Here is a 22,315-nt window from a genome sequence, read left to right as displayed (position 1 = left end):
GGAGGAAGCACTCCTATGGGTAATGAACAAAAAATGATTGACAGAATTATAGCTGATGCCAAACAAGAGGCACAAGAAATATTGGATAAAGCTAAAAGTGAAGCAGATTTAAAGATAAGTTCAGCTAATGAAAAAGCTGAAAAGGAAATGGCTTCCTATACAAAGCTTGCAGAGGCAGAAGCAGAGAAAGCAGCTTCTAAGGAAATATCAGGAGCTTATATGGAGGCTAAGAAACAAATATTATCAAAGAAACAACAGATATTAGAAGCAGTAATTTTAGAAGCTAAAAATAAACTTCTAAATCTTAAAGATAGTGAATATGAACAAATTATATTAAATATGATTGAAAAAGCGAATTGTACAGATGGATCTGAGATAGTATTATCTAAAAAAGATAGAAAAACATTAAAAGATGTATTATCTAAAAAAGGCATTAAAGTATCTGATGAAACTAGAGATATTACTGGAGGTTTTATAGTTAAAAAAGGTGACATTGAGTATAATTATTCGTTTGAAGCTATAATTGCAGTAGAGCATGAAGATATTGAGCAAATTGCAGCAGAAATTTTGTTTAATTAAGGAGGGGGGTTAAAAGATGGCAGAAGAAAAAACTTATCCCTATGCCGTGGCACGAATAAGAGTGCTTGAAAAACAGCTTCTTAACAGACAAATGTTTATTCAAATGGCAGAAGCTAAAAGCCCTGAAGACTCTTTAAGAATTATAGCAGAAGCGGGTTATACGGATTCGTCAAATAATAATGTTCACAATTTTGAGAATGTTTTGACTCAAGAATTATCTAAAACATATGAAATTCTTAAAGGTCTAGCCCCTGAAGAAAAATTTGTTGATGTATTCCTTTATAAAAATGATTATCATAACTTAAAAGTTTTGATTAAAGAAGAAATTTCTGGTGTAGATGGTGAAAAGTACTTAATTGATGGAGGTACAATTTCACTTGCGAAGCTTAAAGAATCTTTAGCAAATCGTAGTTTTAGTGATTTACCTAAGATAATGGCAGGAGCAATAATAGATGCATTTGATATTTATAGTAAAACACAAAATGGTCAGATGGTTGATATTGTTTTAGATAAAGCAACTTTTTCAAGTATGAAAGAGACAGCTACAGAAAGTCAAAATAAATTTGTAATAGATTATGTTATGAAAGTTTGTGATTTAACAAATCTAAAGAGTTTTATAAGAGTTAAAAACATGAAGAAAGATTTTGATATGTTTATGAATGTGTTTGTTTCAGGTGGCTCACTTGATAAAGAAAAATTCTTAGAAGCTTTTTCTTCAGACACTCCAGCATCATGTTTTAAATCTACTTCTTACTCTGATGTCTGTAAAAATGGCATGGATAGTGGATTTACTGTCTTTGAAAAACTTTGTGATGATTATCTTATGGAATATGTTAGAGATGCAAAATTTAAACCTCTTACACTAGAACCGCTAATTGCATATTTATATGCTAAAGAATCAGAGATAAAAACAATAAGAATTATTTTGACTAGTAAGCTTAATAATATAGACGCAGATACTATAAAAGAAAGGCTAAGGGATGCTTATGTATAAGGTAGGAGTAGTTGGAGATAAAGATAGCATCATGGGATTTTTAGCTCTTGGAATAGATATCTTCCCAGCCTATGATAGTGACGAAATTAAAAAAAGTATACATAAGTTGGTTGAAGATGAATATGCGATAATTTATATTACAGAACAGGCGTCATTGCTTGCAAAAGAATCAATAGCAAAATACAAAGACTATCAACTTCCTGCTATTATAGTTATTCCAGGTATTGGAGGAAGTATGGGATTAGGTATGAATGAAGTAAGAGAATCTAGTAAACGTGCTATAGGTGCAGATATATTATTTAAAGAATAGATGCAAATTGAATAAGAGACAATCTCAAATTTTGTTAATGCTAAAAAATGTATTGATAAAATATAGGAGGGAATATTTAAATTTTGATAAAGTATATGATTGCAGGTGAGAGAATATGAAAACAGGCACAATTGTAAAGGTGTCAGGACCGCTTGTTGTAGCGGAGGGCATGAGAGATGCGAATATGTTTGACGTCGTAAGAGTTTCTGATAAACATCTTATAGGCGAGATTATTGAAATGCATGGAGATAAGGCTTCTATACAGGTTTATGAGGAAACTTCTGGTCTAGGACCAGGAGAAGAAGTGGTTTCTCTTGGAATGCCTATGAGTGTTGAACTTGGGCCAGGTCTTATTTCAACTATTTATGATGGTATTCAACGTCCACTTGAAAAAATGTATGAAATTTCAGGTACTAATATAACTAAAGGTGTTGAAGTATCTTCACTTGATAGAACAATTAAATGGGAATTCAAACCTAAAAAATCTGCTGGTGATAAAGTCGTAGCAGGAGATATAATTGGGGTAGTTCAAGAAACTGCTGTAGTGGAATGTAAGATTATGGTTCCTTATGGCGTAAAAGGTACTATAAAAGAAATATATTCTGGAGAATTTACTGTTGAGGATACAGTTTGTGTTATCACAGACGAAAAAGGTAATGATATAGCTGTAACTATGATGCAAAAATGGCCAGTTAGAAAAGAAAGACCATATAGGGAAAAGAAAACACCAGATTCACTTCTTGTTACAGGTCAAAGAGTTATAGATACATTTTTCCCAATTACAAAAGGTGGGGTAGCAGCTATTCCAGGACCTTTTGGAAGTGGAAAAACTGTTACACAGCATCAGCTTGCTAAATGGGCAGATGCAGATATAGTTGTATATATAGGATGTGGAGAACGTGGAAATGAAATGACAGATGTTCTTCTTGAATTCCCTGAACTAAAAGACCCAAGAACAGGTGAGTCACTTATGCAAAGAACAGTACTTATAGCTAATACATCAGATATGCCAGTTGCTGCGCGTGAGGCCTCTATATACACTGGTATTACAATAGCTGAATATTTTAGAGATATGGGATACAGTGTTGCACTTATGGCAGATTCTACATCAAGATGGGCAGAGGCTCTTAGAGAGATGAGTGGTCGTTTGGAAGAGATGCCAGGTGAAGAAGGTTACCCAGCGTATTTAGGTTCGCGTCTTGCTCAATTCTATGAGAGAGCAGGGAAAGTAAACTGTCTAGGTATGGATGATAGAGAAGGAACTCTTACAGCAATTGGTGCTGTTTCTCCTCCTGGTGGTGATACATCAGAACCTGTTAGCCAAGCAACACTTCGTATAGTAAAAGTATTCTGGGGACTTGATGCTTCATTAGCATATAAACGTCACTTCCCAGCAATTAACTGGTTAACAAGTTATTCACTTTATCAGGAGAAAGTTGATGTATGGGCAGATAAAAATGTAAATGATAATTTCTCAGCTCAAAGAGCTCAAGCTATGAAACTTTTGCAAGTTGAATCTGAGCTTCAAGAGATAGTTCAATTGGTTGGTGTTGACTCACTTTCAGATGGAGATAGATTGATACTAGAAGTCACTCGTTCTATAAGAGAGGACTTCCTTCATCAAAACTCTTTCCATGAAGTTGATACTTATACATCACTTCACAAACAGTATAGAATGATGGGGCTTATTCTAAAATTCTATAAGTCAGCACAAGATGCTATTAAGCAAAATGTTACTATAAATGATATTATCAAGCTTTCAGTTCTTGAAAAGATTGGTCGTGCTAAGTATGTAGAAGAAGATAAACTAGATGCTGCTTACGATGCAATTGAAGATGAAATAGACAACGAGCTTGCTGACCTTATTAAAAAGAGGGGGGCTGAAGAACTATGATAAAGGAATATAAGTCAATACAAGAGGTAGCTGGTCCTCTTATGTTAATAAACGGCGTAGAAGGTGTAAAATTTGATGAACTTGGAGAAATTGAGCTTTCAAGTGGAGAAATTCGTCGTTGTAAAGTTCTAGAAGTAAATGAAGATACTGCACTTGTTCAACTTTTTGAAAGTTCAACAGGTATAAACCTTGCTGAAAGTAAAGTACGTTTTTTAGGAAAGAGTCTTGATTTTGGAGTTTCACCAGACATATTAGGTCGTGTTTTTAGTGGGATGGGTAAACCTATTGATGGTGGACCAGAAATTATACCAGATAAAAGACTTGATATAAATGGTGCACCTATAAATCCAGCAGCACGTGATTATCCAGCTGAGTTTATACAGACTGGTGTTTCTGCTATAGACGGGCTTAATACCTTGGTTAGAGGGCAAAAACTTCCTATATTCTCAGGTTCTGGTTTGCCACATGCTAATCTTGCAGTTCAAATTGCAAGACAGGCAAAAGTTCGTGGAACTGACTCTAAGTTTGCCGTTGTATTTGCAGCTGTTGGTATAACTTTTGAAGATGCAGATTTCTTCATAAGTGATTTTAAAGCAACAGGAGCAATTGACCGTTCTGTGGTATTTGTAAACCTTGCAAATGACCCAGCAGTAGAGCGTGTATCTACACCTAGAATGGCACTTACAGCAGCAGAATACCTTGCTTTTGAGCAAGATATGCATGTACTTGTTATAATAACAGATATTACAAACTATGCAGAAGCATTACGTGAAGTTTCCGCAGCCAAAAAAGAAGTTCCAGGACGTCGTGGATATCCAGGTTATCTTTATACTGACCTTGCTACAATGTATGAAAGAGCAGGAAAAATGAAAGGACATGAAGGGTCTATAACAATGATTCCAATACTTACAATGCCTGAGGATGATAAAACACATCCAATTCCTGACCTTACAGGATACATTACAGAAGGACAAATTATACTTAACCGTGAACTTTATAAAAAAGATATACAACCTCCTATAGATGTTTTACCATCACTTTCTCGTCTTAAAGATAAGGGGATTGGTAAAGGTAAGACTCGTGAGGACCACGCAGATACAATGAACCAGCTTTTTGCAGCATATTCAAGAGGTAAAGATGCAAAAGAACTTATGGCAATATTGGGTGAATCTGCACTTTCTGAAATTGATTTAATGTATGCAAAATTTGCAGATGAATTTGAGAAAGAATACGTTTCACAAGGATTTAGAACTGACAGAACTATTGAGCAAACATTAGAAATTGGATGGAAGCTTCTTAGTATGTTACCAAAAAGTGAACTTAAACGTATTCGTGATGAATATTTTGAAAAATATATGCCTAAGGAGTGATATCTGTGGCTAGATTAAATATAAATCCAACACGTATGGAAATGACTAGACTTAAGAAACTCCTTAAAACTGCGACAAGAGGTCATAAGCTTCTTAAAGATAAGCTTGATGAACTTATGAAACAATTTCTTGAAATTGTAAGAGAAAATAAGCGATTACGTGAAGAAGCAGAAAATGCTCTCGATGCTGCTTATAAAAATTTTATAATTGCAAGGGCAGTTATGAGTCAGGAGTATCTAGGTTCAGCACTTATGATGCCAAAACAATCTGTTTCTGTAGGTGTTTCTACAAGAAACATAATGAGTGTTGATGTTCCTGTGTTTGACTTTAAAACTGAAAACAATCAAAGTGATATTTATCCTTATGGTCTTGCTTTTACATCAGGTGAATTAGATTCTGCTATGGAAGCATTTTCAGATGCAATGGAACCACTTTTAAGACTTGCAGAAAGTGAAAAAAGTGCACAGCTTCTTGCACAAGAGATAGAAAAGACACGTAGACGTGTTAATGCTCTTGAAAATGTAATGATACCAAATTACATTGAAACTATTAAGTATATTGCTATGAAGCTTGAAGAAAATGAGAGAGCAAGTACTACTAGACTTATGAAGGTTAAGGATATGGTGCTTAAAAAAGCACTTGAAGAAAAAAAGAAAAATGATTTGGTTGGATAATTAAATACTTATAAAAATAAGCCTAACATCCTAGTTTATAGGAGTTAGGCTTTTTAGTGCAAGTAAGCACATATTCGGAATTGGCGGTATCAATTAATTACCTATTAATCTCTCAATATTCATTTCAATACTCCAGATGTAAAAGTTATGTATATTCTACCTTGTATATAAAAAAGCTCAAATAAAATCATACTCATATGGGTAAAAGGGTGTTTTTTATAAGAATTTTTATGAAGATATAATGGTCTATATGCCTAGAACTTTGTAAAAAAATAATAAATTTAACAAAAATTTCTAAAAATTAACGAACTGTTAATTTACACTTAACTTCGTATTAACAAATTAGGTGTATTATATAAACATAAGCAAAAACAATAAAAAACAATTAAAAAAAGACAAAAACACAAAAAGGGGGAAGATATGAAAGAATTTATATTTACTTGTCTGTGTATTGTAGTAATTGCATTTATGACAAGTTGCATATCAACAACACCACAAACTACTCAAGGAAAAGGAAATAATAAACTTACAATATATGCAGCATTAGAAGAAGAGCAAATAACTTACTATATGGAAGGATTTAGAGAAGAGTATCCTAATATTGATGTAGAAATAGTTATGGATTCTCATGGTGTAATAGCTTCAAAATTATTAGCAGAAAAGGATAATCCACAAGCAGATGTTATATGGGGATTATCAGCAATGAATATGATAGAACTAAAAGAAGATGGGGCACTTGAAGCATATAAGCCTAAAAATTATGACAAGGTAGATAAGAGATTTAAGGATACTGGAAAAGATGTATCATGGGTAGGTATGAGTGTACCAGAGACAGCAATAGTAGTTAATTACAAAGAACTTGAAAAATTAGGTCTAGATGTTCCAAAAGGATATAATGATTTAATAAAACCAGAGTACAAAGGTCTTATAACAATGCCAAATCCAGCATCATCTGGTACAGGTTATCTTACAGTATCAGGACTTATTCAAATGATGGGTGAAAAAGAAGCTTATAATTACATGGATAAACTACATAAGAATATAGCTACATATACACATTCAGGTTCGAAACCTGCAAAACTAGCTGGTTCAGGAGAATACCCAATAGGCATTACACTTGGATATAGAGCTACACAGCAATTGTCTAGTGGAGAACCTATAGAAGTAGTATTTCCAAAAGAAGGTTCAGGTTGGGATTTAGAAGCAAATGCTTTGGTTAAGAAAGATAATATAAAAAAAGAAGCAAAATTGTTTTTAGATTGGGCAATAAGTGATTCAGCTATGGACAGATATGCACATGAAGTAGCAGTGACTTCTATAAAGACAGATAATCCTGTACCAAAAGGTTACTCTAAACGTCCATTAGAACAGCTGATTAAAGAAGTTGATTTAAACTCTGCATCAAAAAATAGAAGTGCAGTGTTAAAAACTTGGGAATCAAAGTATGGTTCAAAATCTGAAAGTAAGTAAAAGTTAAATGGATTTTTTAATAGAAATAGAGAAAAGAAATTTATAAGAAAAATTAAAATATAAAATTAAAAAAACAAATATAATTGTATAAGGGGAGATTAGATATGAGTTACTTAAAAATAAATAATGTGTTCAAGAGTTATGACCAAAAAAGAGTGTTAAACAATATTAGTTTAGATATTGAAGAAGGTGAGTTTCTATGTTTACTTGGACCTAGTGGATGTGGAAAAACTACATTACTTAGAATAATAGCAGGGCTTGAAGATGTAAATAGTGGAGCTATAATTCTTCAAGATAAAGATATAACAGAGTTAGAGCCATCAAAGAGAGGTTTTGGGATAGTATTTCAATCATATGCATTATTTCCAAATATGACAGCATATAATAATATAGCTTTTCCGCTTAAAGAAAGAAAGGTACCAAAAGAAAAGATAGATAAGAAGGTTAGAGAAGTGCTTGAAACAGTTGGATTGAGTAATGAAGCTCATAAGTATCCTAAAGCATTGTCAGGAGGTCAACAACAGAGAATTGCAATAGCAAGAGCATTAGCACTTGAGCCAAAGTTTTTACTTTTAGATGAGCCAATGTCTGCACTTGATGCAAAAGTTAGACACAAACTTAGAATGGACATTAAAAAACTACAGAAAGAATTAAATATAACAACAATAATGGTAACACATGACCAGGAAGAAGCTATAACTATGGCAGACAAAATTGCAATCTTAAATGGCGGTGACATAATGCAAATAGGGACTCCAGAAGAAATATATCAAAATCCTCAAAACCTATTTACAGCTCAATTTATAGGAGATACAAACTGTTTTGATAGAGGCGATTCTATATTAACTGTAAGACCAGAATATGTTCAAATAGAAAAGTCAACAAAAGAAAATTGTCATGGAACAATATCTAATATAGAATTTAGAGGGAATCTATTGAGAGTAGAAATAAAAGATAAATTAAATGAAAATTTTATAATAAGTGATGTTTCTATAAAAGAATGGGTTAATTTAAATTTAGTAGAGGGTGACTTTGTAAGTGTAAGTATAGATGAAAAATACTATTTAAAGTATCCAAAAGTTAAAGGAGCATAAATATATGAATAATAATGCTATAAGTTCTAAAAGTTTAAATATTAAATCTAAAATGAATTTAGATATAAAAAAATGTATGCTTACAGTATTAGTTATGTCTTTGGTAATATTTTTATTGGCGCCCATAATCTATCTGTTTGTACAAGCATTTTTAGATAAAGATGGAGTTTTTGTTGGATTACAAAATTTTAAAGAGTATTTAGCTTCTGAAGCACTGTTAAATTCTCTGAAAAATACAATATTTGTATCTGTTATATCAACTGTAATATCTTTAACTCTCGCACTAGTGTATGCATATGCACTAACAAGAACAAAGATTAAGTTTAAAGGACTTCTTAAATCTATAGCGATGTTTCCTATGTTTGCCCCTACAATGATGCATGCTATAGGGTTGGTATATTTATTTGGAAATCAAGGGGTAGTGACTAATTTACTTGGAATAAATATTCCGATATATGGTTCAATTGGAATAGTATTAGCACAAATTATATATGTATTTCCTCAATCATTTCAGATACTTTATATATCACTAAATTCAACTGATTATAGATTATATGAAGCTAGCAATGCTATGGGAATAAGCAAGATAAGAGAGTTTTTAAGTATAACGATACCTAGCATTAAGTACTCTTTAATAAGTTCAGCATTTGTATCATTCACATTGTGCTTTACAGACTTTGGAGCTCCAAAAGTTATTGGAGGAGATTTCAATGTATTATCAATAGATGTATACAAGCAAATTATAGGGCAGCAAAATATGCCTATGGGAGCAACTGTATCAATATTACTTTTGATACCTGCAATAATATCTTTTATAGTAACTAAAAAAATCGAAAAAAATCAAAATTCATATATAAATTCAAAATCAATCCCATATAAGGTTAAATTTAATAAGTTAAGAGACAGTATATTTGGAGTCATTGTAGGAATTATTGCATTTGGAATAATAGCTGTAATGTTGACTGTAATCTTATCTTCACTAATATCTGTTTGGCCATATGATTTAAGACTTACACTTGAACACTTTTCTATGAAAAGTAGTATTGATGGAATTAAGCCATTTATAAATTCAATAGAAATGTCATTACTGACAGCTATTCTTGGGACAAGTTTTGTTTTCTTATTTGCATATCTAAACGAAAAAACAGAAAAAGCTCCATATTTAAAATCATTTGGGTATTTTTTAAGTACATTGCCTATGGCATTACCAGGGTTAGTGTTAGGTATAGCTTATGTACTATTCTTTAATAAATTAGAGTTTAATCTAATGGATACAATATACATTAAGAACTTGTTTAATGGATTGTATGGAACATTATTTATTATGGTTATATGCAATGTGGTACATTTTTTCTCAGTAGCTTTTATAACTGCAACTACAGCTATTAAGAAAGTGGACAAAGAATTAGACATGGTGGCAAAATCAATGGGAATAAATAGTGCATCAATTCTTAAGAATGTAACAATACCACTTTGTTTACCAGCAGTTTTAGAAAACTTTATGTATTTTTTCTTAAATTCTATGGTAACAATATCAGCACTAGTATTTATATATACAGCAAGTTCAAAGGTAGCAGCTATATCAATTGTACAGTTAGATGATAAGGGAAGTACAGCACAAGCAGCAGCACTAGCTGTATTGATATTAATTACAAATGTACTAGTTAAGGTAATACATGAATTTATAAAAAATCGTTTGGAAAAAAGAGCAAATTTTAACTAAAGAAGTTATTGTATAAAAATACACATATTAAAGAAGTCTATTCTTATAATTTATTGTTTATAGAATAGACTTTTTTATATAAATTTAAAATAAATATTAATCGTTTTTATTAATTTTTCTTTTGTTACAATACATTTCAGAATCTGCACGATGGTATGTATCAAATAAAGAGTTGTCTAAGTTTTCATCGAAAACTGCATATCCAATAGACATGGATAAATTTAATTCATTAGTAGCGTTTTCTTCAATTATTTTTAAATTAATCTTATTGACAATACTATCTATTTCTTCATGATAGGAATCTTTTAAAATAATTATATACTCATCTCCACCAACGCGATAAACTATATGTTTTTTATTTATTACATCTTGTATAATTTTACTTGCATTTTTAATGTATAAATCTCCTGTTTGATGGCCAAATTTATCATTGATTTTTTTAAGGCCATCTAAATCTATTGACATTATAGAAATTGGTTGTTTAAGATTTGAATTGTTTAAGTTATTCATATCTATTTCAAAAGCGTTTCTATTTTTTAATCCTGTTAGATAATCAGTATTGGCAAAATCAGTATATGTAGGATTAGATATACGTTTAAACAGGATTACTGCTACTAATGCTGATATTAAACAGGTTAATAAAGCTATAAAAGGAGTAACTATACTTATAAATCTAAAGGTATTGTATTGATGTTTTGCTTCAAATTCAATTCCCATTACTCCAACGACTTTACCAACATCATTATGGATGGGAAAGTACGATATAAATATATGTCCCCAAGATGTTTTTTTTATTTTTTTAGGTAGCAATATATTATTATCTAGTGCTTTGTTAAGGTCACCCCAAATCTCTTTTTCTATCAAATCACCAGCATTTCTAAAATCGCTTCTAGATGAATCTAAACCATCAACAACATATACTAATGAGCCATCTTTTGTTTTTTTTGCAGTGTATAAGTACATAACTCCAGTAGTATTTTTTACAGATTCCAATAGCACTTTAGCACTTTTATAAGACTCTTTTGAGTGGTCTTTTTCAGAATTAATTTCAATAAAGGTATCTTTATCAAGATTTTTTTCTACATACTTATATATATGTCTTGACCTCTCACTTAAAGTATAAATCATATCATTATAAGTGAGTGCATAATTAAAAAAATAAACACATGAAGAAGAAATTATTACAATAATTGCAGTAAGTATTGAAACTTGCATATCAACTCTATTGAATTTTTTATTTATTTCCATATCCCAAATTTTTTGTAAAAAAATATTTCACAAAATCTCCCCATAATTAATGTATATCTATAAATATTACCATAATATACATCTATATTATCAAAATCATCTAAAAATTACAATCTATAATTTAGCTTAAAAGATTCAAATACAAGGCTTTTTAAAATTACACTATACTTTAATAAATAAACATTATAATATCTTAATAGTATTTATATTATAATTATTTTATTTATTAATACCTGCTAATATATCACATACTATGTCAATTCTTTTAAATGGTGTAATAATATAATAACCATCTACATAAGGTTCAATTTCTTTTGCTATTTGAGTTGATATATTGATAGCAAGTTTAGTAGATTGTTCTTTTGAAGCATCTTTGTACATGTCTATAATGTCTTGTGAAACAGTAATTCCTGAAATTTCATTATTCATAAAACAAGCATTTTTGTAACTTACTACAGGTATAATTCCACCTAGTATCTTTGCAGGAAGTATTTCCTTAGCTTTTTTTAAGTTTAATAAAGCTTGCTCTGTTAAAACTGGTTGAGTTAAAAACATAGTAACCCCATTTTCTATTTTAATCTTAGCGTGCTTAAGTTGAGAATCAAAGTTTGTTGCATTTATATTTAAAGCTCCAAATATATTAAATGGAGTATTAAAGGTATCTTTATTTAAAGTTTTTATGTAATTTGCTAGTATAGAAGAGTTAAAACTGAACATGGCCTTTATTTCATCTCTTTCAGCAGAAGGTATAGGGTCTCCAGTTACTACTAACACGTTGTTTATGTTTTCAATATTTAATCCTAAAAGAAGAGCTTTTGTAGCATTAATATTTCTATCTCTACATGTCATATGTGGAATAGGAGTGATGTCTAACTCTCTCTTTATTTTACAAGCTAATAAACTACTATCAACTCTTGCTCTTGCTATAGGGCAGTCAGCAATTGTTATTGCATCAACTCCGTAGTTTTTTAGTTTTTCAGCACTATTCATAAAAAATTCAATATCTGTATCAATAGGAGGGTCTAATTCAACTGCTATAATTTTTTTACCTCCATCAAGCTTTTCTAAGAGCTCGTTTTTTGCTACAGATTTAATTTTTTCTTTTGGAGAAATATCATTTTTTATGGCAACATTGCCTTTGTATAAAGAATTTATTATTTTAACAGTTTTTTTGATAAATTCAGGTGTTGTACCACAGCATCCACCTAGTATATGAACCCCTTGATTTAATATTTCTAGCATCTGTTCTGAAAAATAGTCTGAGTTATCTTCAAAAAATGTACGATTATTGATAATAGTTGGATAGCCTGCATTAGGCATAATAGAAACTATATTGTCATTAATATCAAGTGTCTTTATAAAATGTAATAAATGGTGTGGGCCAGAGATACAATTAAATCCTAATGCATCAATATTTTTGTCCTTGGAAATAGATTTAAAGATGTTAGTTCCACTTTTTCCAAGTCTAGTAAAGCCCTCTGGATTAACTGCAAATTCTGTTAAGATAAATGCATTTGGTTGTTTTTCTTTTATATAACTTGAGATTTCTGGTAAATATTCATCACTACTAAATGTTTCAAATAGAAAGTTAGTTGCTCCAATTTCTAAAAATACATCTACTATTTTCTTATAGTCAGGTAACAAATTTCTATCATTTAGAGCAGGTATTGGACCAATATCAGCAAATATAAATACATCTGTATTTCTTGTTGCCTCTAATGCAATTTCATACCCACTTTTTATAATATCTTTGACAGTTTTAAAATCACACTCTAGAAGTGTTTCATTTGCTGCAAAAGTATTTGTCTTAATAGCCATACATCCAGCTTTTATATATTCCTCGTGGATAGACAATATTGTAGATGCATCATTTATATTGGCTATTTCACAATTGAAAGGACTATTTTTTAGTTTGGAATAGTATGTACCCATTGCACCATCAAAAACTAAAACAGAGTCTTTGATATATTCATTTATGTTCATTGCTTCACCTCATACGAATTTAAAATATTTTAAGTATTAGTATATCAACCCCAAAAAAACTTGTCAATCTTTGGAAAATATAGTGGAATATATTGGCCTATATAACAAGTTTGTTGGTGATTTTGATATATTTACTTAATGGTATTAAAATAAGAACCATAGTGGTGAGATAGTGATATAATTATATCTATTGCTGAAAATCAATGATAAACATTACCATATTTTATTATAGTTAACACAATTTGAAACTACATAGACAGGTAATATATATTAAATAATCTAAAAATGCTATATTATAAGTAAATTCTTGTAAATGGGGTATATTGTACAGAGTAGAATTTGTATTAATGACTGGGAAGAATAATATAGATATTCAAGGTGTTAAATGTACTGTTATAGAGAAATAATATATGGTAGATTAGAAAAGTAGAAGCTAAAAATCATTTTAAATTAGTAACTTTATTTCAACTTATTGAGTTTAAATATAATAAATTTATTTATGATGGTAAATTTACTTAAATAAACATAGTAGTTGATTTAAGTGTACAATTAAAGGGCTTTTTAATTTTATAATTATAATATAAAAGAGGTGGAAAGTGAAAAATAGACTTGATTTAACAGAAGGAAGTATTACTGAAAAGTTACTTAAACTATCACTCCCAATAATGGGGACTTCATTTATACAAATGGGATATAACATGATAGACATGATATGGGTTGGTAAAGCTGGAAGTAAAGCAGTAGCTGCAGTTGGGACAGCGGGATTTTTTCCATGGCTTGCAATGGCATTTATTATGATTTCAAAAGTAGGTGGTGAAGTAAAGGTAGCACAAAGTATAGGAGAAAATAATATAAGCACTACTAAATCATATATAAAATCAGCAGTAGAAATAAACCTTATGTTGGCAATAATATATACTATGGTTTTGATAGTACTCAATAAACAACTAATAGGTTTTTTCAGATTGGGAGATTTAGAAGTTATATCTATGTCCAGACAATATTTAATAATAGTAGCTTTAGGTATGGTATTTTATTTTATCAATCCAGTATTTACTGCAATTTTCAATGGACTTGGGAATAGTAGAACACCTTTTTGCATCAATACAATAGGGCTAATAACTAATATTATACTTGACCCTGTGCTAATTTTTGGATGGGGACCTGCTCCAAAACTTGGAGTTGCAGGGGCTGCTATTGCTACTGTATTTGCACAAATAGTAGTTACTACATGTTTTCTATATATAATACTTAAGAGTAAAGAGGAGTATTTTAAGATAAAAATCTTCAGAAAAATAGAACTTAAATACTATAAAGTGTTATATAAGTTAGGTTTTCCTGTAGCTATACAAAGTGGAATGTTTACAATATTTTCAATGTTGCTTGGTGTAATAGTGGCTTCATGGGGGCCTGTTGCAGTTGCAGTGCAAAAAGTAGGGTCACAAATAGAAGCAATATCATGGATGACTGCTGAAGGATTAGCTGTTGCATTAGGAAGCTTTGTTGGACAAAATTATGGAGCCAAAAAGTATTCTAGAATAAATAAAGGATGTAAAATAGCTATAATTGTATCTTCTATACTTGGAATAATGACAACCTTAGTATTGATATTTGCAGGTGGAAGTATTTTTTCTGTTTTTATAGATGAAAGTGAAGCAATAGAAAAAGGAGCTATGTATCTTAAAATATTAGGATACTCTCAATTTTTTATGTGTCTAGAAATAATAACAACAGGAGCTTTTAAAGGATTAGGTAGAACCTATATACCTTCTATAATAGTTACTGTATTGACTGGTGCAAGAGTACCACTAGCTTACTTTATATCTAGACCAGAAATATTAGGATTAAATGGTGTTTGGTGGAGTATAACACTATCAAGTATATTAAAGGGAATATTAATGATAAGTTTATTTATATATTTGCTTAAACTTGGGAAATTATATAAGGTATCTAAATAAAATTTAATTTATATTAAATGTATAGACATTTTGTTTATTTGTATATAAAATTAACTTATCATATAAAAGTTCGAATTGATGAGGAGTGAATTAAATGAAAGAACCAATTTATAAAGTTATAGAAAATCATGTAAGAGAACTAATAAATTCAGATAGTTTGAAAGAAGGGGATTTAATCCCATCTGAAAAGCAATTAAGTGAAGAATTTAATGTGACTAGAATGACTGTAAGGTCAGCATTAAATAATCTAGTTAAGGAAGGTTATATAACTAGGCAAAGAGGTGTAGGAAGTATAGTACTCGCAAATAAAATATACGATAATATATCTTCTGTAAGTGGATTTACTAAGGAGATGGAAAGTAAAGGCTATAAAGTATCTAATATATTGGTATCTCTTGAAATAGTTCAAGCAGATGAAGAATTATCAAGTAAATTGAATATTAGCTTAGGAGAAAATGTATGGGAGATAAAAAGAGTAAGATTGGCAGATGAAACGAGGGTTTCATATATGATTACATATATGCCAGTTAAGTTATTTCCAAATTTAAATAAAATTCATTGTGAAAATTCACTTTATAATTTTGTGGAAGAAGTATGTGGATATAAAATAGCTATGTCAGAGAGAGAAGTACAAGCTGTAATATCAAATGAGGAATGTATGACTAATTTAGAAATTGAAGAACCAGAAGCACTTTTATATATAAATCAAGTTTGTAAGTTGCAAAATAGTGAGGTTTTTGAATACTCACACACATATCATCATGGATATACTTTAACTTTAAGTGCTGTTGTCGAATAAAAATTAAGAAAAAATGAAAAAGTTTTCTTGAAATGTATATACATTTGATATATAATAATATCAAGAAATAAATGTATATACATTTAAAAATAAAATATATACATTAAAATAAAAATTAATAAATAAGGACACTTTAAATGTATAGTTTAAAGATATTATGACTTAAAAAGATACTTAATAAATTCTAATTTGGAGGTAAGAAAATGATAAAAATAATGTTAGCTTGTTCAGCAGGGATGTCAACTAGTTTATTGGTTACAAAAATGGAGAATGCCGCGAAGGAAAACGGTATAGAAGCAAAAATATGGGCTATATCAGAAGTGAACTTAAAAAATGAAATAGAAAATTGTGATGTCTTACTTTTAGGACCTCAAGTTAGATATGTATTAGGAAAAGCAACTGAAATGGCAAAACCATATAATATTCCAGTAGAAGTTATAAATATGATGGATTATGGAAGATGTAATGGGAAAGCTGTCTTAGATAGAGCAGTGGAATTAAATAATTCAAAATAAAGTTGTACTGGAGGATGTAAAATGGAAAAATTCATGTCATTTATGGATAAATATATAGTGCCTGTAGCTGCAAAGGTAGGAGCTCAAAGGCACTTAGTAGCAGTAAGGGATGCATTTATAGCAATGATACCTATAACTATGGTAGGTGCATTGGGAACATTGATAAACAACTTGCCATTAGAAGCATATAAAAATCTGATGGCAAGTATATTTGGAGAAAATTGGAATATGTTTGGAGGAGACCTTTGGTGGGGAGCTATAGGTACGATGGCAGTATTTTTAGTAATAGGTGTTGCCTATTTCCTAGCAAAGTCTTATGAAAGTGATGGATTACAAGCTGGTCTTATAGCACTATCTATCTTTTTTATAATGGCTCCACAAATTGGTAAGATAGTTCCAGAAGGTGGTACTAGCGCAGTTGAAGGATGGGGAATGATACAACAGACTTACTTAGGAACAGCAGCACTATTTTCTTCTATATTAATAGGGTTGTTGTCTGCTGAGATATTTGTAAGATTATCTAAAGTAAAGAAATTAACTATAAAAATGCCAGATGGAGTTCCACCAGCAGTTTCAAGATCATTTGCAAAGTTAATACCAGGAATGTTGACTATAATGATATTTACTGTAATAGGAATATTTATAAAAATGCTTTCAGATGGAAATTTCTTAACAGATATTTTGAATACTTACTTAGGAGCACCACTATCAAATGTAGCTGATAGTTTAGGTTCTACAATGCTTATTGCATTTATAATTCATATACTTTGGACTGTTGGTCTTCATGGTGCAAATATAGCACTTCCTTTTACAGAAACAATACTTATGAAATTAGGTGGAGAAAACGCTGCCTTAGCTCAAGCAGGTGCAACTGAAGGCTATCATGTACTTGCAGGTTCATTCTTTGATGCATTTGTGTATTTAGGTGGTTCAGGAATGGTATTAGGATTAATTGTAGCTTTATTAATAGCAGGGAGAAGACGTAAAGAGATGATATTGTTAGGGGGACCTCCAGCAATATTTAACATAGGAGAACCATTAATATTTGGGCTTCCAATAGTTTTAAATCCTATTTTTATGATTCCATTTGTACTTGCACCAGTAGTATGTAGTGCTGTATCATATTTAGCAATAGATTTTGGATTAGTAGCACCAGTAATTTTACCTAAAATACCTTGGGTAACACCTCCTATATTAGGTGGGGCAATGGCTACAGGTGATTGGACTGGAGGAGCTTTAGCACTATTTAATTTAATATTGTCAATATTAATATATATTCCGTTTGTTATAGCATCTGAAAAAATGGAAGCTAAAAAATTAACAAAAATTGACAACTAGGTAATTTTATTCGGAAATAAATAGATAAAGTTCTGTAATATATACTAAATTATAAGTAAGGATGGTATAATGAGATGAAAAATGGGCTAAAAATAGTTACAATTGGGGGAGGTTCAAGTTATACTCCTGAACTTGTAGAAGGTTTTATAAATAGATATAAGGAGCTACCTGTAAAGGAGTTATGGCTTGTAGATATAGAAGATGGAAAAGAAAAACTAGAGATAGTAGGAAATCTAGCTAAAAGAATGGTAAAAAAAGCTGGAATAGATATGAAAATAAATCTTACTTTAGATAGAAGAGAAGCTTTAAAAGACGCAGATTTTGTAACAACACAACTCAGAGTAGGTCTTTTAGATGCAAGAATTAAAGATGAAACTATTCCTTTATCTCATGGAGTTATGGGACAGGAAACTAATGGTGCAGGTGGGTTGTTTAAAGCTCTTCGTACAATACCAGTTATATTTGATATAATAAAAGATGTGGAAGAATTATGTCCAAATGCATGGATGGTGAACTTTACAAATCCAACAGGAATAATAACAGAAGCTGTATTCAAATACACTAACTTTAAAAAATATATAGGTCTATGCAATGTACCAATTCATTTAAAAAATGATGTAGCTAAACTATTCAATGTAGAAAGTGATAGAATAAGTATGGATTTTGCAGGTCTTAATCATATGGTTTATGGTCTTAATGTAGCTTTAGACGGAGAAGATGTTACAAAAGAAGCAATAGATAAATTTGTTAAAGCAGATATAAGTATGCAAAATATAAAGGCAATTGATTTTAATGCTGATTTTATAAAATCTTTAGGTGCTATACCTTGCCCATATCATAGATATTATTATAAAACTAAAGAAATGCTTGAAGATGAGTTAATAGAGTTTAAAGAGGGAAAAGCTAGAGGTCAAGTGGTTAAAGAATTAGAAGAACAATTATTTGAACTATATAAAGATGAAAAGCTAGATATAAAACCACCTCAACTTGAAAAAAGAGGAGGAGCTTATTATAGTGATGCTGCTTGTAATCTAATAAGTTCTATCTACAATGATAAAAAAGACATCCAAGTAGTTAATACATTAAATAATGGGGCTATAAGAGACTTTAAAGATGAGCAGGCGGTAGAAGTAAGTAGTGTAATAACAAAAAATGGACCAAGACCATTAAGTATAGGCTATTTACCAGATTCTGTACATGGGTTAGTAAGTCAAATTAAGTCATTTGAAGTTTTAGCAGCCAAAGCAGCTGTATATGGAGATTATGAATCTGCTTTATTGGCACTTTGTATAAATCCATTGATTCCATCGGATGATTTGGCAAAAACTATATTAGATGAAATGTTAGAAGCTCATAAAGATTATCTTCCTAGATTTAATAGATAGTTTATAGAAAGTAGGTTATGGTATGACTAAAATTATAATAAATGCAGATGACTTTGGATATTGCGAAGCTGTGAATTATGGTATAATATCAGCTCATAATAATGGAATAGTTAAGTCCACATCTATGATGGCAAATATGCCTGGTGTAGAACATGGAGTAAAGCTACTTAAAGAAAATAGAGATTTAAATTGTGGAGTTCATATGACTTTAAGTTGTGGTAGACCATTATTGTCTAACTTAAAAACTATTGTTGATAAAGAAGGTTTTTTTATTAGAAGAATTACAGACGAAATTATTAAAAAAATGGATTATGATGAGATTTATGAAGAACTTTGTGCTCAAATAGAGAGAGTAAAAGAACTTGGAATAGACATATCTCATTTGGATAGTCACCATCATATCCATACTTTAGTAAGTTTAAAACCAGTAATAGAGAAGATTGTAAATAAATATAATCTTCCAATAAGAGGTGGATTTGAATATAATTTGGAGTATTCAAAAATAGTCCCATTAATTGATAGTTTTTATAAGGAAAATGTAAGTGAAGAGTATTTTATAAAAAATATAGACGAAATAATGAAGTATGATGTAGTAGATATTATGTCTCACCCAGCTTTTTTAGATGATTATATTTTAAATTCTACATCTTATGCAATTGATAGAACAAAAGAGCATAAAATACTTACATCTAAAAAAGTCAAAGAGTTTTTGAGAGAAAATGGATTAGTCATATCAAGCTATAGAGATATTTAGGAGGTATACAGATGGATGAGAAGATGATAGAAATATCTTTTGGAATAATTGGATTTGCAGGCGATGCAAAAGGTCTAGCTTTTGAAGCTATAAAAGAAGCAAAGAACGGAAATATAGATGAAGCTAGAGAGTGTATTGAAAAGTCAAAAGAGTCAATTCATAAAGCACATAAGTTCCAAACAGAGTTAATACAAAATGAAGCTAGTGGTAATAAAACTGAAATGAGTGTTATATTAGTTCATGCACAAGACCATTTAATGACATCTATGAACTTTCAACAACTAGCAGAAGAATTTGTAGATTTGTATGAAAGATTGGAAAGCAAGTAGTGTAATTTAACTATTATGAAAGAGTGTTTTTAATAATTTCTATAATTATTAAAAACACTCTTTTTTATTAAAATATGTTAAAAAGTTATAACTTAGCAATTTATTATTCTTTTATTAATGTTCTAAAATTTAGATTTCTCGTAATTGTAAGGTATACTAGTACCTACAACTACATCTTCAATTTTTTCAATAATAAGCCAATCATCCATATTCCCTTGATGGTCGAAATCAAGAGGTGTTATTTCTTGAACATTTTCAAATTCAACTAAGCATAAGCATTTTTTATGCCAACGAACTTTTTGCTTATCAGATAAATTTAGTTTTGGTTGATTTTCATCTAGAACTTTACAAATTTCATCTTCTGTTAATTTAATATAGTTGTCTACTTTTTTAACAGTAGCTTTTGCAGAAATTCTTGAAGTTCCTTTTTCCATAAAATAAAGTAACTCTCCTTGAAATACTCTGCTATGTGGTATTTTTCTACCAGCAGCACCTCTAATTACCATTGTCTTCGTTCCAGCTAAAATTTTATCTAATACCTTTTCTCCTTTTTTACCTGCATTATCACAATATACTAAATGTACCACGCTTTAAATCCTCCTTACTAAATTACTATTCTGTATCTTGCATTTTATCATTGTTTAACTGAAAAGTCATTCTATTTATTATATTTACATAAAGAACAGATATAAAATTTATTGTTCAATGAAAGAAAACCTTATCTATAGTATATTTAATTAAGATTAATTAGGAATTTTTATCCTTTTGCAAAATAATATTGACTAAAACTAGAAAAATGCTATAATAAATATGTGCTTATGATAATCAATATCATGTAAGTATAATAAACAAGTAGGAGAAATAATCATGAAAAAAATAAAATCATTAGCAATATTTATATCTATTATAACTACGTTAGTACTTGTTACGGCATGTTCAGATAGTAACACAGATAATAAAGAAAAATCAGATACAAGAGTTGTACAATCTGTTAAGGGAGAGGTGAAGATACCATCAAATCCTAAAAAAATAGTTGATATATCAGGAAGTAGTGAGGAATTGTTAATAGCTGGTCATAAACCTATTGCAACAGCAAATGTAGACTCATATGAAACTGATAAATTGCCAAGTTACATAAGAGAAGAACTTAAAGATGTAAAGATAGTAGGTCACTCTATGATGGATACTATGGATATGGAAGCTATATTAGAAGCAAATCCAGATTTAATAATAATGAGTCAAAGACAAGAAAAAATCTATGACCAATTAAAAGAAATAGCTCCTGTAGTCATGATGAAAGATTATGCAAATGACTGGAGAAGTAAGTTAACTGATGTTTCAAAAATATTTGATAAAGAAGAGAAAGCTAAGGATTGGTTACAAAAGTATGATGAAAAAGCTACAAAACTAGGTAAAGAAGTTGTAGAAAAAAATGGAGAAAAAACTTATTTACCAGTGTTAGCAAGTTCAGGACAATTTATGGTGTTTAGTGATGGAGGAATTGGAACTTTAATTAATGATGATATGAAATTAGCTAGACCTAAAAATATGCCAAAGCAAGATGGAATAACATTGCCAATGGTAAGTATGGAGGGTCTTACAGATATAGATGCAGACCATATAATTGTGATAGCTACAGAATCAGATAAAAAAGATTTAGAAAATAGTGCTATATGGGCTCAAATGAGAGCAGTAAAAGATGGAAACGTAACAATACTTGATGCAGCTCCATTTTTCAGCCAATCATATAATCCAATTGGAAAAGAGTTGTTATTAGAATCAGTTAAAAATGAATTAACAAAGTAATTCTTAACTTATTAGGTGTGAGATAATGATGTTCATTTTTCACACCTATTTTTAATAAGTTTAAAATCATAAAATACTTAATAAATATATTA

20 protein-coding genes are annotated in these 22,315 nt (G+C 30.1%); 17 read left to right on the top strand and 3 right to left on the bottom strand.

Annotation, left to right across the window (positions count from 1 at the left end):
• Nucleotides 1-15 precede the first annotated feature (15 nt).
• From IC218_RS10320 to IC218_RS10280, 9 genes are all read left to right on the top strand, one after another.
• A complete protein-coding gene (locus IC218_RS10320; protein ID WP_227433964.1) occupies nucleotides 16-579 on the top strand; it encodes a V-type ATP synthase subunit E in 564 nt (187 codons plus the stop codon).
• 16 nt (nucleotides 580-595) lie between these two features.
• Nucleotides 596-1,573, top strand: a complete 978-nt coding sequence (locus IC218_RS10315) for a V-type ATP synthase subunit C (RefSeq protein WP_227824354.1) — start codon at nucleotides 596-598, stop codon at nucleotides 1,571-1,573.
• Nucleotides 1,566-1,883, top strand: coding sequence for a V-type ATP synthase subunit F (locus tag IC218_RS10310; RefSeq protein ID WP_009893746.1), 318 nt, complete (start codon nucleotides 1,566-1,568; stop codon nucleotides 1,881-1,883). Before IC218_RS10315 ends, IC218_RS10310 begins: the two co-directional genes overlap by 8 nt.
• A gap of 115 nt (nucleotides 1,884-1,998) precedes the next feature.
• Nucleotides 1,999-3,777, top strand: a complete 1,779-nt coding sequence (locus tag IC218_RS10305; protein ID WP_227433967.1) for a V-type ATP synthase subunit A — start codon at nucleotides 1,999-2,001, stop codon at nucleotides 3,775-3,777.
• A complete protein-coding gene (locus IC218_RS10300) occupies nucleotides 3,774-5,147 on the top strand; it encodes a V-type ATP synthase subunit B (protein WP_227433968.1) in 1,374 nt (457 codons plus the stop codon). Before IC218_RS10305 ends, IC218_RS10300 begins: the two co-directional genes overlap by 4 nt.
• Before the next feature lie 5 nt (nucleotides 5,148-5,152).
• Nucleotides 5,153-5,821: a V-type ATP synthase subunit D gene (locus tag IC218_RS10295; protein ID WP_227482033.1), complete on the top strand. Its 669-nt coding sequence runs from the start codon at nucleotides 5,153-5,155 to the stop codon at nucleotides 5,819-5,821.
• 420 nt (nucleotides 5,822-6,241) lie between these two features.
• Nucleotides 6,242-7,291 carry a putative 2-aminoethylphosphonate ABC transporter substrate-binding protein gene (locus tag IC218_RS10290; protein WP_227824353.1) on the top strand — a complete coding sequence of 350 codons (1,050 nt, stop codon included), beginning with the start codon at nucleotides 6,242-6,244 and terminating at the stop codon, nucleotides 7,289-7,291.
• A 104-nt stretch (nucleotides 7,292-7,395) separates the two neighbouring features.
• Nucleotides 7,396-8,385 carry an ABC transporter ATP-binding protein gene (locus IC218_RS10285; RefSeq protein ID WP_227433971.1) on the top strand — a complete coding sequence of 330 codons (990 nt, stop codon included), beginning with the start codon at nucleotides 7,396-7,398 and terminating at the stop codon, nucleotides 8,383-8,385.
• 4 nt (nucleotides 8,386-8,389) lie between these two features.
• Complete coding sequence (locus IC218_RS10280; RefSeq protein ID WP_227482034.1) at nucleotides 8,390-10,108, top strand: putative 2-aminoethylphosphonate ABC transporter permease subunit; 1,719 nt, start codon at nucleotides 8,390-8,392, stop codon at nucleotides 10,106-10,108.
• A 96-nt stretch (nucleotides 10,109-10,204) separates the two neighbouring features.
• Here IC218_RS10280 and IC218_RS10275 read toward each other — a convergent pair whose 3' ends face one another.
• Nucleotides 10,205-11,356: a GGDEF domain-containing protein gene (locus tag IC218_RS10275; protein WP_227482035.1), complete on the bottom strand. Its 1,152-nt coding sequence runs from the start codon at nucleotides 11,354-11,356 to the stop codon at nucleotides 10,205-10,207.
• Nucleotides 11,357-11,575: 219 nt separating this feature from the next.
• Nucleotides 11,576-13,339, bottom strand: a complete 1,764-nt coding sequence (locus IC218_RS10270) for a bifunctional homocysteine S-methyltransferase/methylenetetrahydrofolate reductase (protein ID WP_227482036.1) — start codon at nucleotides 13,337-13,339, stop codon at nucleotides 11,576-11,578.
• A 596-nt stretch (nucleotides 13,340-13,935) separates the two neighbouring features.
• Between IC218_RS10270 and IC218_RS10265 the strand changes: the two genes are divergently transcribed.
• The 7 genes from IC218_RS10265 (at nucleotide 13,936) to IC218_RS10235 (ending at nucleotide 20,417) form a co-directional block, all read left to right on the top strand.
• Nucleotides 13,936-15,297: an MATE family efflux transporter gene (locus IC218_RS10265; protein WP_227482037.1), complete on the top strand. Its 1,362-nt coding sequence runs from the start codon at nucleotides 13,936-13,938 to the stop codon at nucleotides 15,295-15,297.
• Nucleotides 15,298-15,391: 94 nt separating this feature from the next.
• The gene (locus tag IC218_RS10260) at nucleotides 15,392-16,096 is read left to right on the top strand and encodes a GntR family transcriptional regulator (RefSeq protein ID WP_227433976.1); all 705 of its coding nucleotides are present in this window, start codon (nucleotides 15,392-15,394) and stop codon (nucleotides 16,094-16,096) included.
• 203 nt (nucleotides 16,097-16,299) lie between these two features.
• Nucleotides 16,300-16,611, top strand: coding sequence for a PTS sugar transporter subunit IIB (locus IC218_RS10255; protein ID WP_227433977.1), 312 nt, complete (start codon nucleotides 16,300-16,302; stop codon nucleotides 16,609-16,611).
• A 21-nt stretch (nucleotides 16,612-16,632) separates the two neighbouring features.
• The gene (locus IC218_RS10250; protein ID WP_227482038.1) at nucleotides 16,633-17,949 is read left to right on the top strand and encodes a PTS sugar transporter subunit IIC; all 1,317 of its coding nucleotides are present in this window, start codon (nucleotides 16,633-16,635) and stop codon (nucleotides 17,947-17,949) included.
• A 74-nt stretch (nucleotides 17,950-18,023) separates the two neighbouring features.
• Nucleotides 18,024-19,334, top strand: coding sequence for a 6-phospho-beta-glucosidase (locus IC218_RS10245; protein WP_227433979.1), 1,311 nt, complete (start codon nucleotides 18,024-18,026; stop codon nucleotides 19,332-19,334).
• A gap of 22 nt (nucleotides 19,335-19,356) precedes the next feature.
• Entirely contained in the window at nucleotides 19,357-20,088 is a 732-nt protein-coding gene (chbG, locus tag IC218_RS10240; protein ID WP_227824352.1) for a chitin disaccharide deacetylase, read from the top strand.
• Between the two features lie 11 nt (nucleotides 20,089-20,099).
• Entirely contained in the window at nucleotides 20,100-20,417 is a 318-nt protein-coding gene (locus IC218_RS10235; RefSeq protein WP_227433981.1) for a PTS lactose/cellobiose transporter subunit IIA, read from the top strand.
• Between the two features lie 122 nt (nucleotides 20,418-20,539).
• On the opposite strand, the gene IC218_RS10230 is transcribed toward IC218_RS10235, so the two are convergent.
• Nucleotides 20,540-21,004 (bottom strand): hypothetical protein, encoded by a 465-nt coding sequence (locus IC218_RS10230; RefSeq protein ID WP_227482040.1) that lies wholly within the window; start codon nucleotides 21,002-21,004, stop codon nucleotides 20,540-20,542.
• A gap of 280 nt (nucleotides 21,005-21,284) precedes the next feature.
• On the opposite strand from IC218_RS10230, the gene IC218_RS10225 reads away from it, so the two are divergent.
• Entirely contained in the window at nucleotides 21,285-22,223 is a 939-nt protein-coding gene (locus IC218_RS10225; RefSeq protein ID WP_227824351.1) for an ABC transporter substrate-binding protein, read from the top strand.
• The last annotated feature ends 92 nt before the right edge of the window (nucleotides 22,224-22,315 follow it).

It is taken from the genome of Clostridioides sp. ES-S-0005-03 (assembly GCF_020658455.1).
Classification (GTDB): domain Bacteria; phylum Bacillota; class Clostridia; order Peptostreptococcales; family Peptostreptococcaceae; genus Clostridioides.
This window is presented reverse-complemented; position numbering and strand designations above follow the sequence as displayed.

What these genes read in the sequence shown, in the direction of transcription:
- IC218_RS10320 (WP_227433964.1), top strand. Translation starts at nt 16, where the DNA reads ATGGGTAATGAACAAAAAATGATTGACAGAATTATAGCTGATGCCAAA.
- IC218_RS10315 (WP_227824354.1), top strand. Translation starts at nt 596, where the DNA reads ATGGCAGAAGAAAAAACTTATCCCTATGCCGTGGCACGAATAAGAGTG.
- IC218_RS10310 (WP_009893746.1), top strand. Translation starts at nt 1,566, where the DNA reads ATGTATAAGGTAGGAGTAGTTGGAGATAAAGATAGCATCATGGGATTT.
- IC218_RS10305 (WP_227433967.1), top strand. Translation starts at nt 1,999, where the DNA reads ATGAAAACAGGCACAATTGTAAAGGTGTCAGGACCGCTTGTTGTAGCG.
- IC218_RS10300 (WP_227433968.1), top strand. Translation starts at nt 3,774, where the DNA reads ATGATAAAGGAATATAAGTCAATACAAGAGGTAGCTGGTCCTCTTATG.
- IC218_RS10290 (WP_227824353.1), top strand. Translation starts at nt 6,242, where the DNA reads ATGAAAGAATTTATATTTACTTGTCTGTGTATTGTAGTAATTGCATTT.
- IC218_RS10285 (WP_227433971.1), top strand. Translation starts at nt 7,396, where the DNA reads ATGAGTTACTTAAAAATAAATAATGTGTTCAAGAGTTATGACCAAAAA.
- IC218_RS10280 (WP_227482034.1), top strand. Translation starts at nt 8,390, where the DNA reads ATGAATAATAATGCTATAAGTTCTAAAAGTTTAAATATTAAATCTAAA.
- IC218_RS10275 (WP_227482035.1), bottom strand. Translation starts at nt 11,356, where the DNA reads ATGGAAATAAATAAAAAATTCAATAGAGTTGATATGCAAGTTTCAATA.
- IC218_RS10270 (WP_227482036.1), bottom strand. Translation starts at nt 13,339, where the DNA reads ATGAACATAAATGAATATATCAAAGACTCTGTTTTAGTTTTTGATGGT.
- IC218_RS10260 (WP_227433976.1), top strand. Translation starts at nt 15,392, where the DNA reads ATGAAAGAACCAATTTATAAAGTTATAGAAAATCATGTAAGAGAACTA.
- IC218_RS10255 (WP_227433977.1), top strand. Translation starts at nt 16,300, where the DNA reads ATGATAAAAATAATGTTAGCTTGTTCAGCAGGGATGTCAACTAGTTTA.
- IC218_RS10250 (WP_227482038.1), top strand. Translation starts at nt 16,633, where the DNA reads ATGGAAAAATTCATGTCATTTATGGATAAATATATAGTGCCTGTAGCT.
- IC218_RS10245 (WP_227433979.1), top strand. Translation starts at nt 18,024, where the DNA reads ATGAAAAATGGGCTAAAAATAGTTACAATTGGGGGAGGTTCAAGTTAT.
- chbG (WP_227824352.1), top strand. Translation starts at nt 19,357, where the DNA reads ATGACTAAAATTATAATAAATGCAGATGACTTTGGATATTGCGAAGCT.
- IC218_RS10235 (WP_227433981.1), top strand. Translation starts at nt 20,100, where the DNA reads ATGGATGAGAAGATGATAGAAATATCTTTTGGAATAATTGGATTTGCA.
- IC218_RS10225 (WP_227824351.1), top strand. Translation starts at nt 21,285, where the DNA reads ATGAAAAAAATAAAATCATTAGCAATATTTATATCTATTATAACTACG.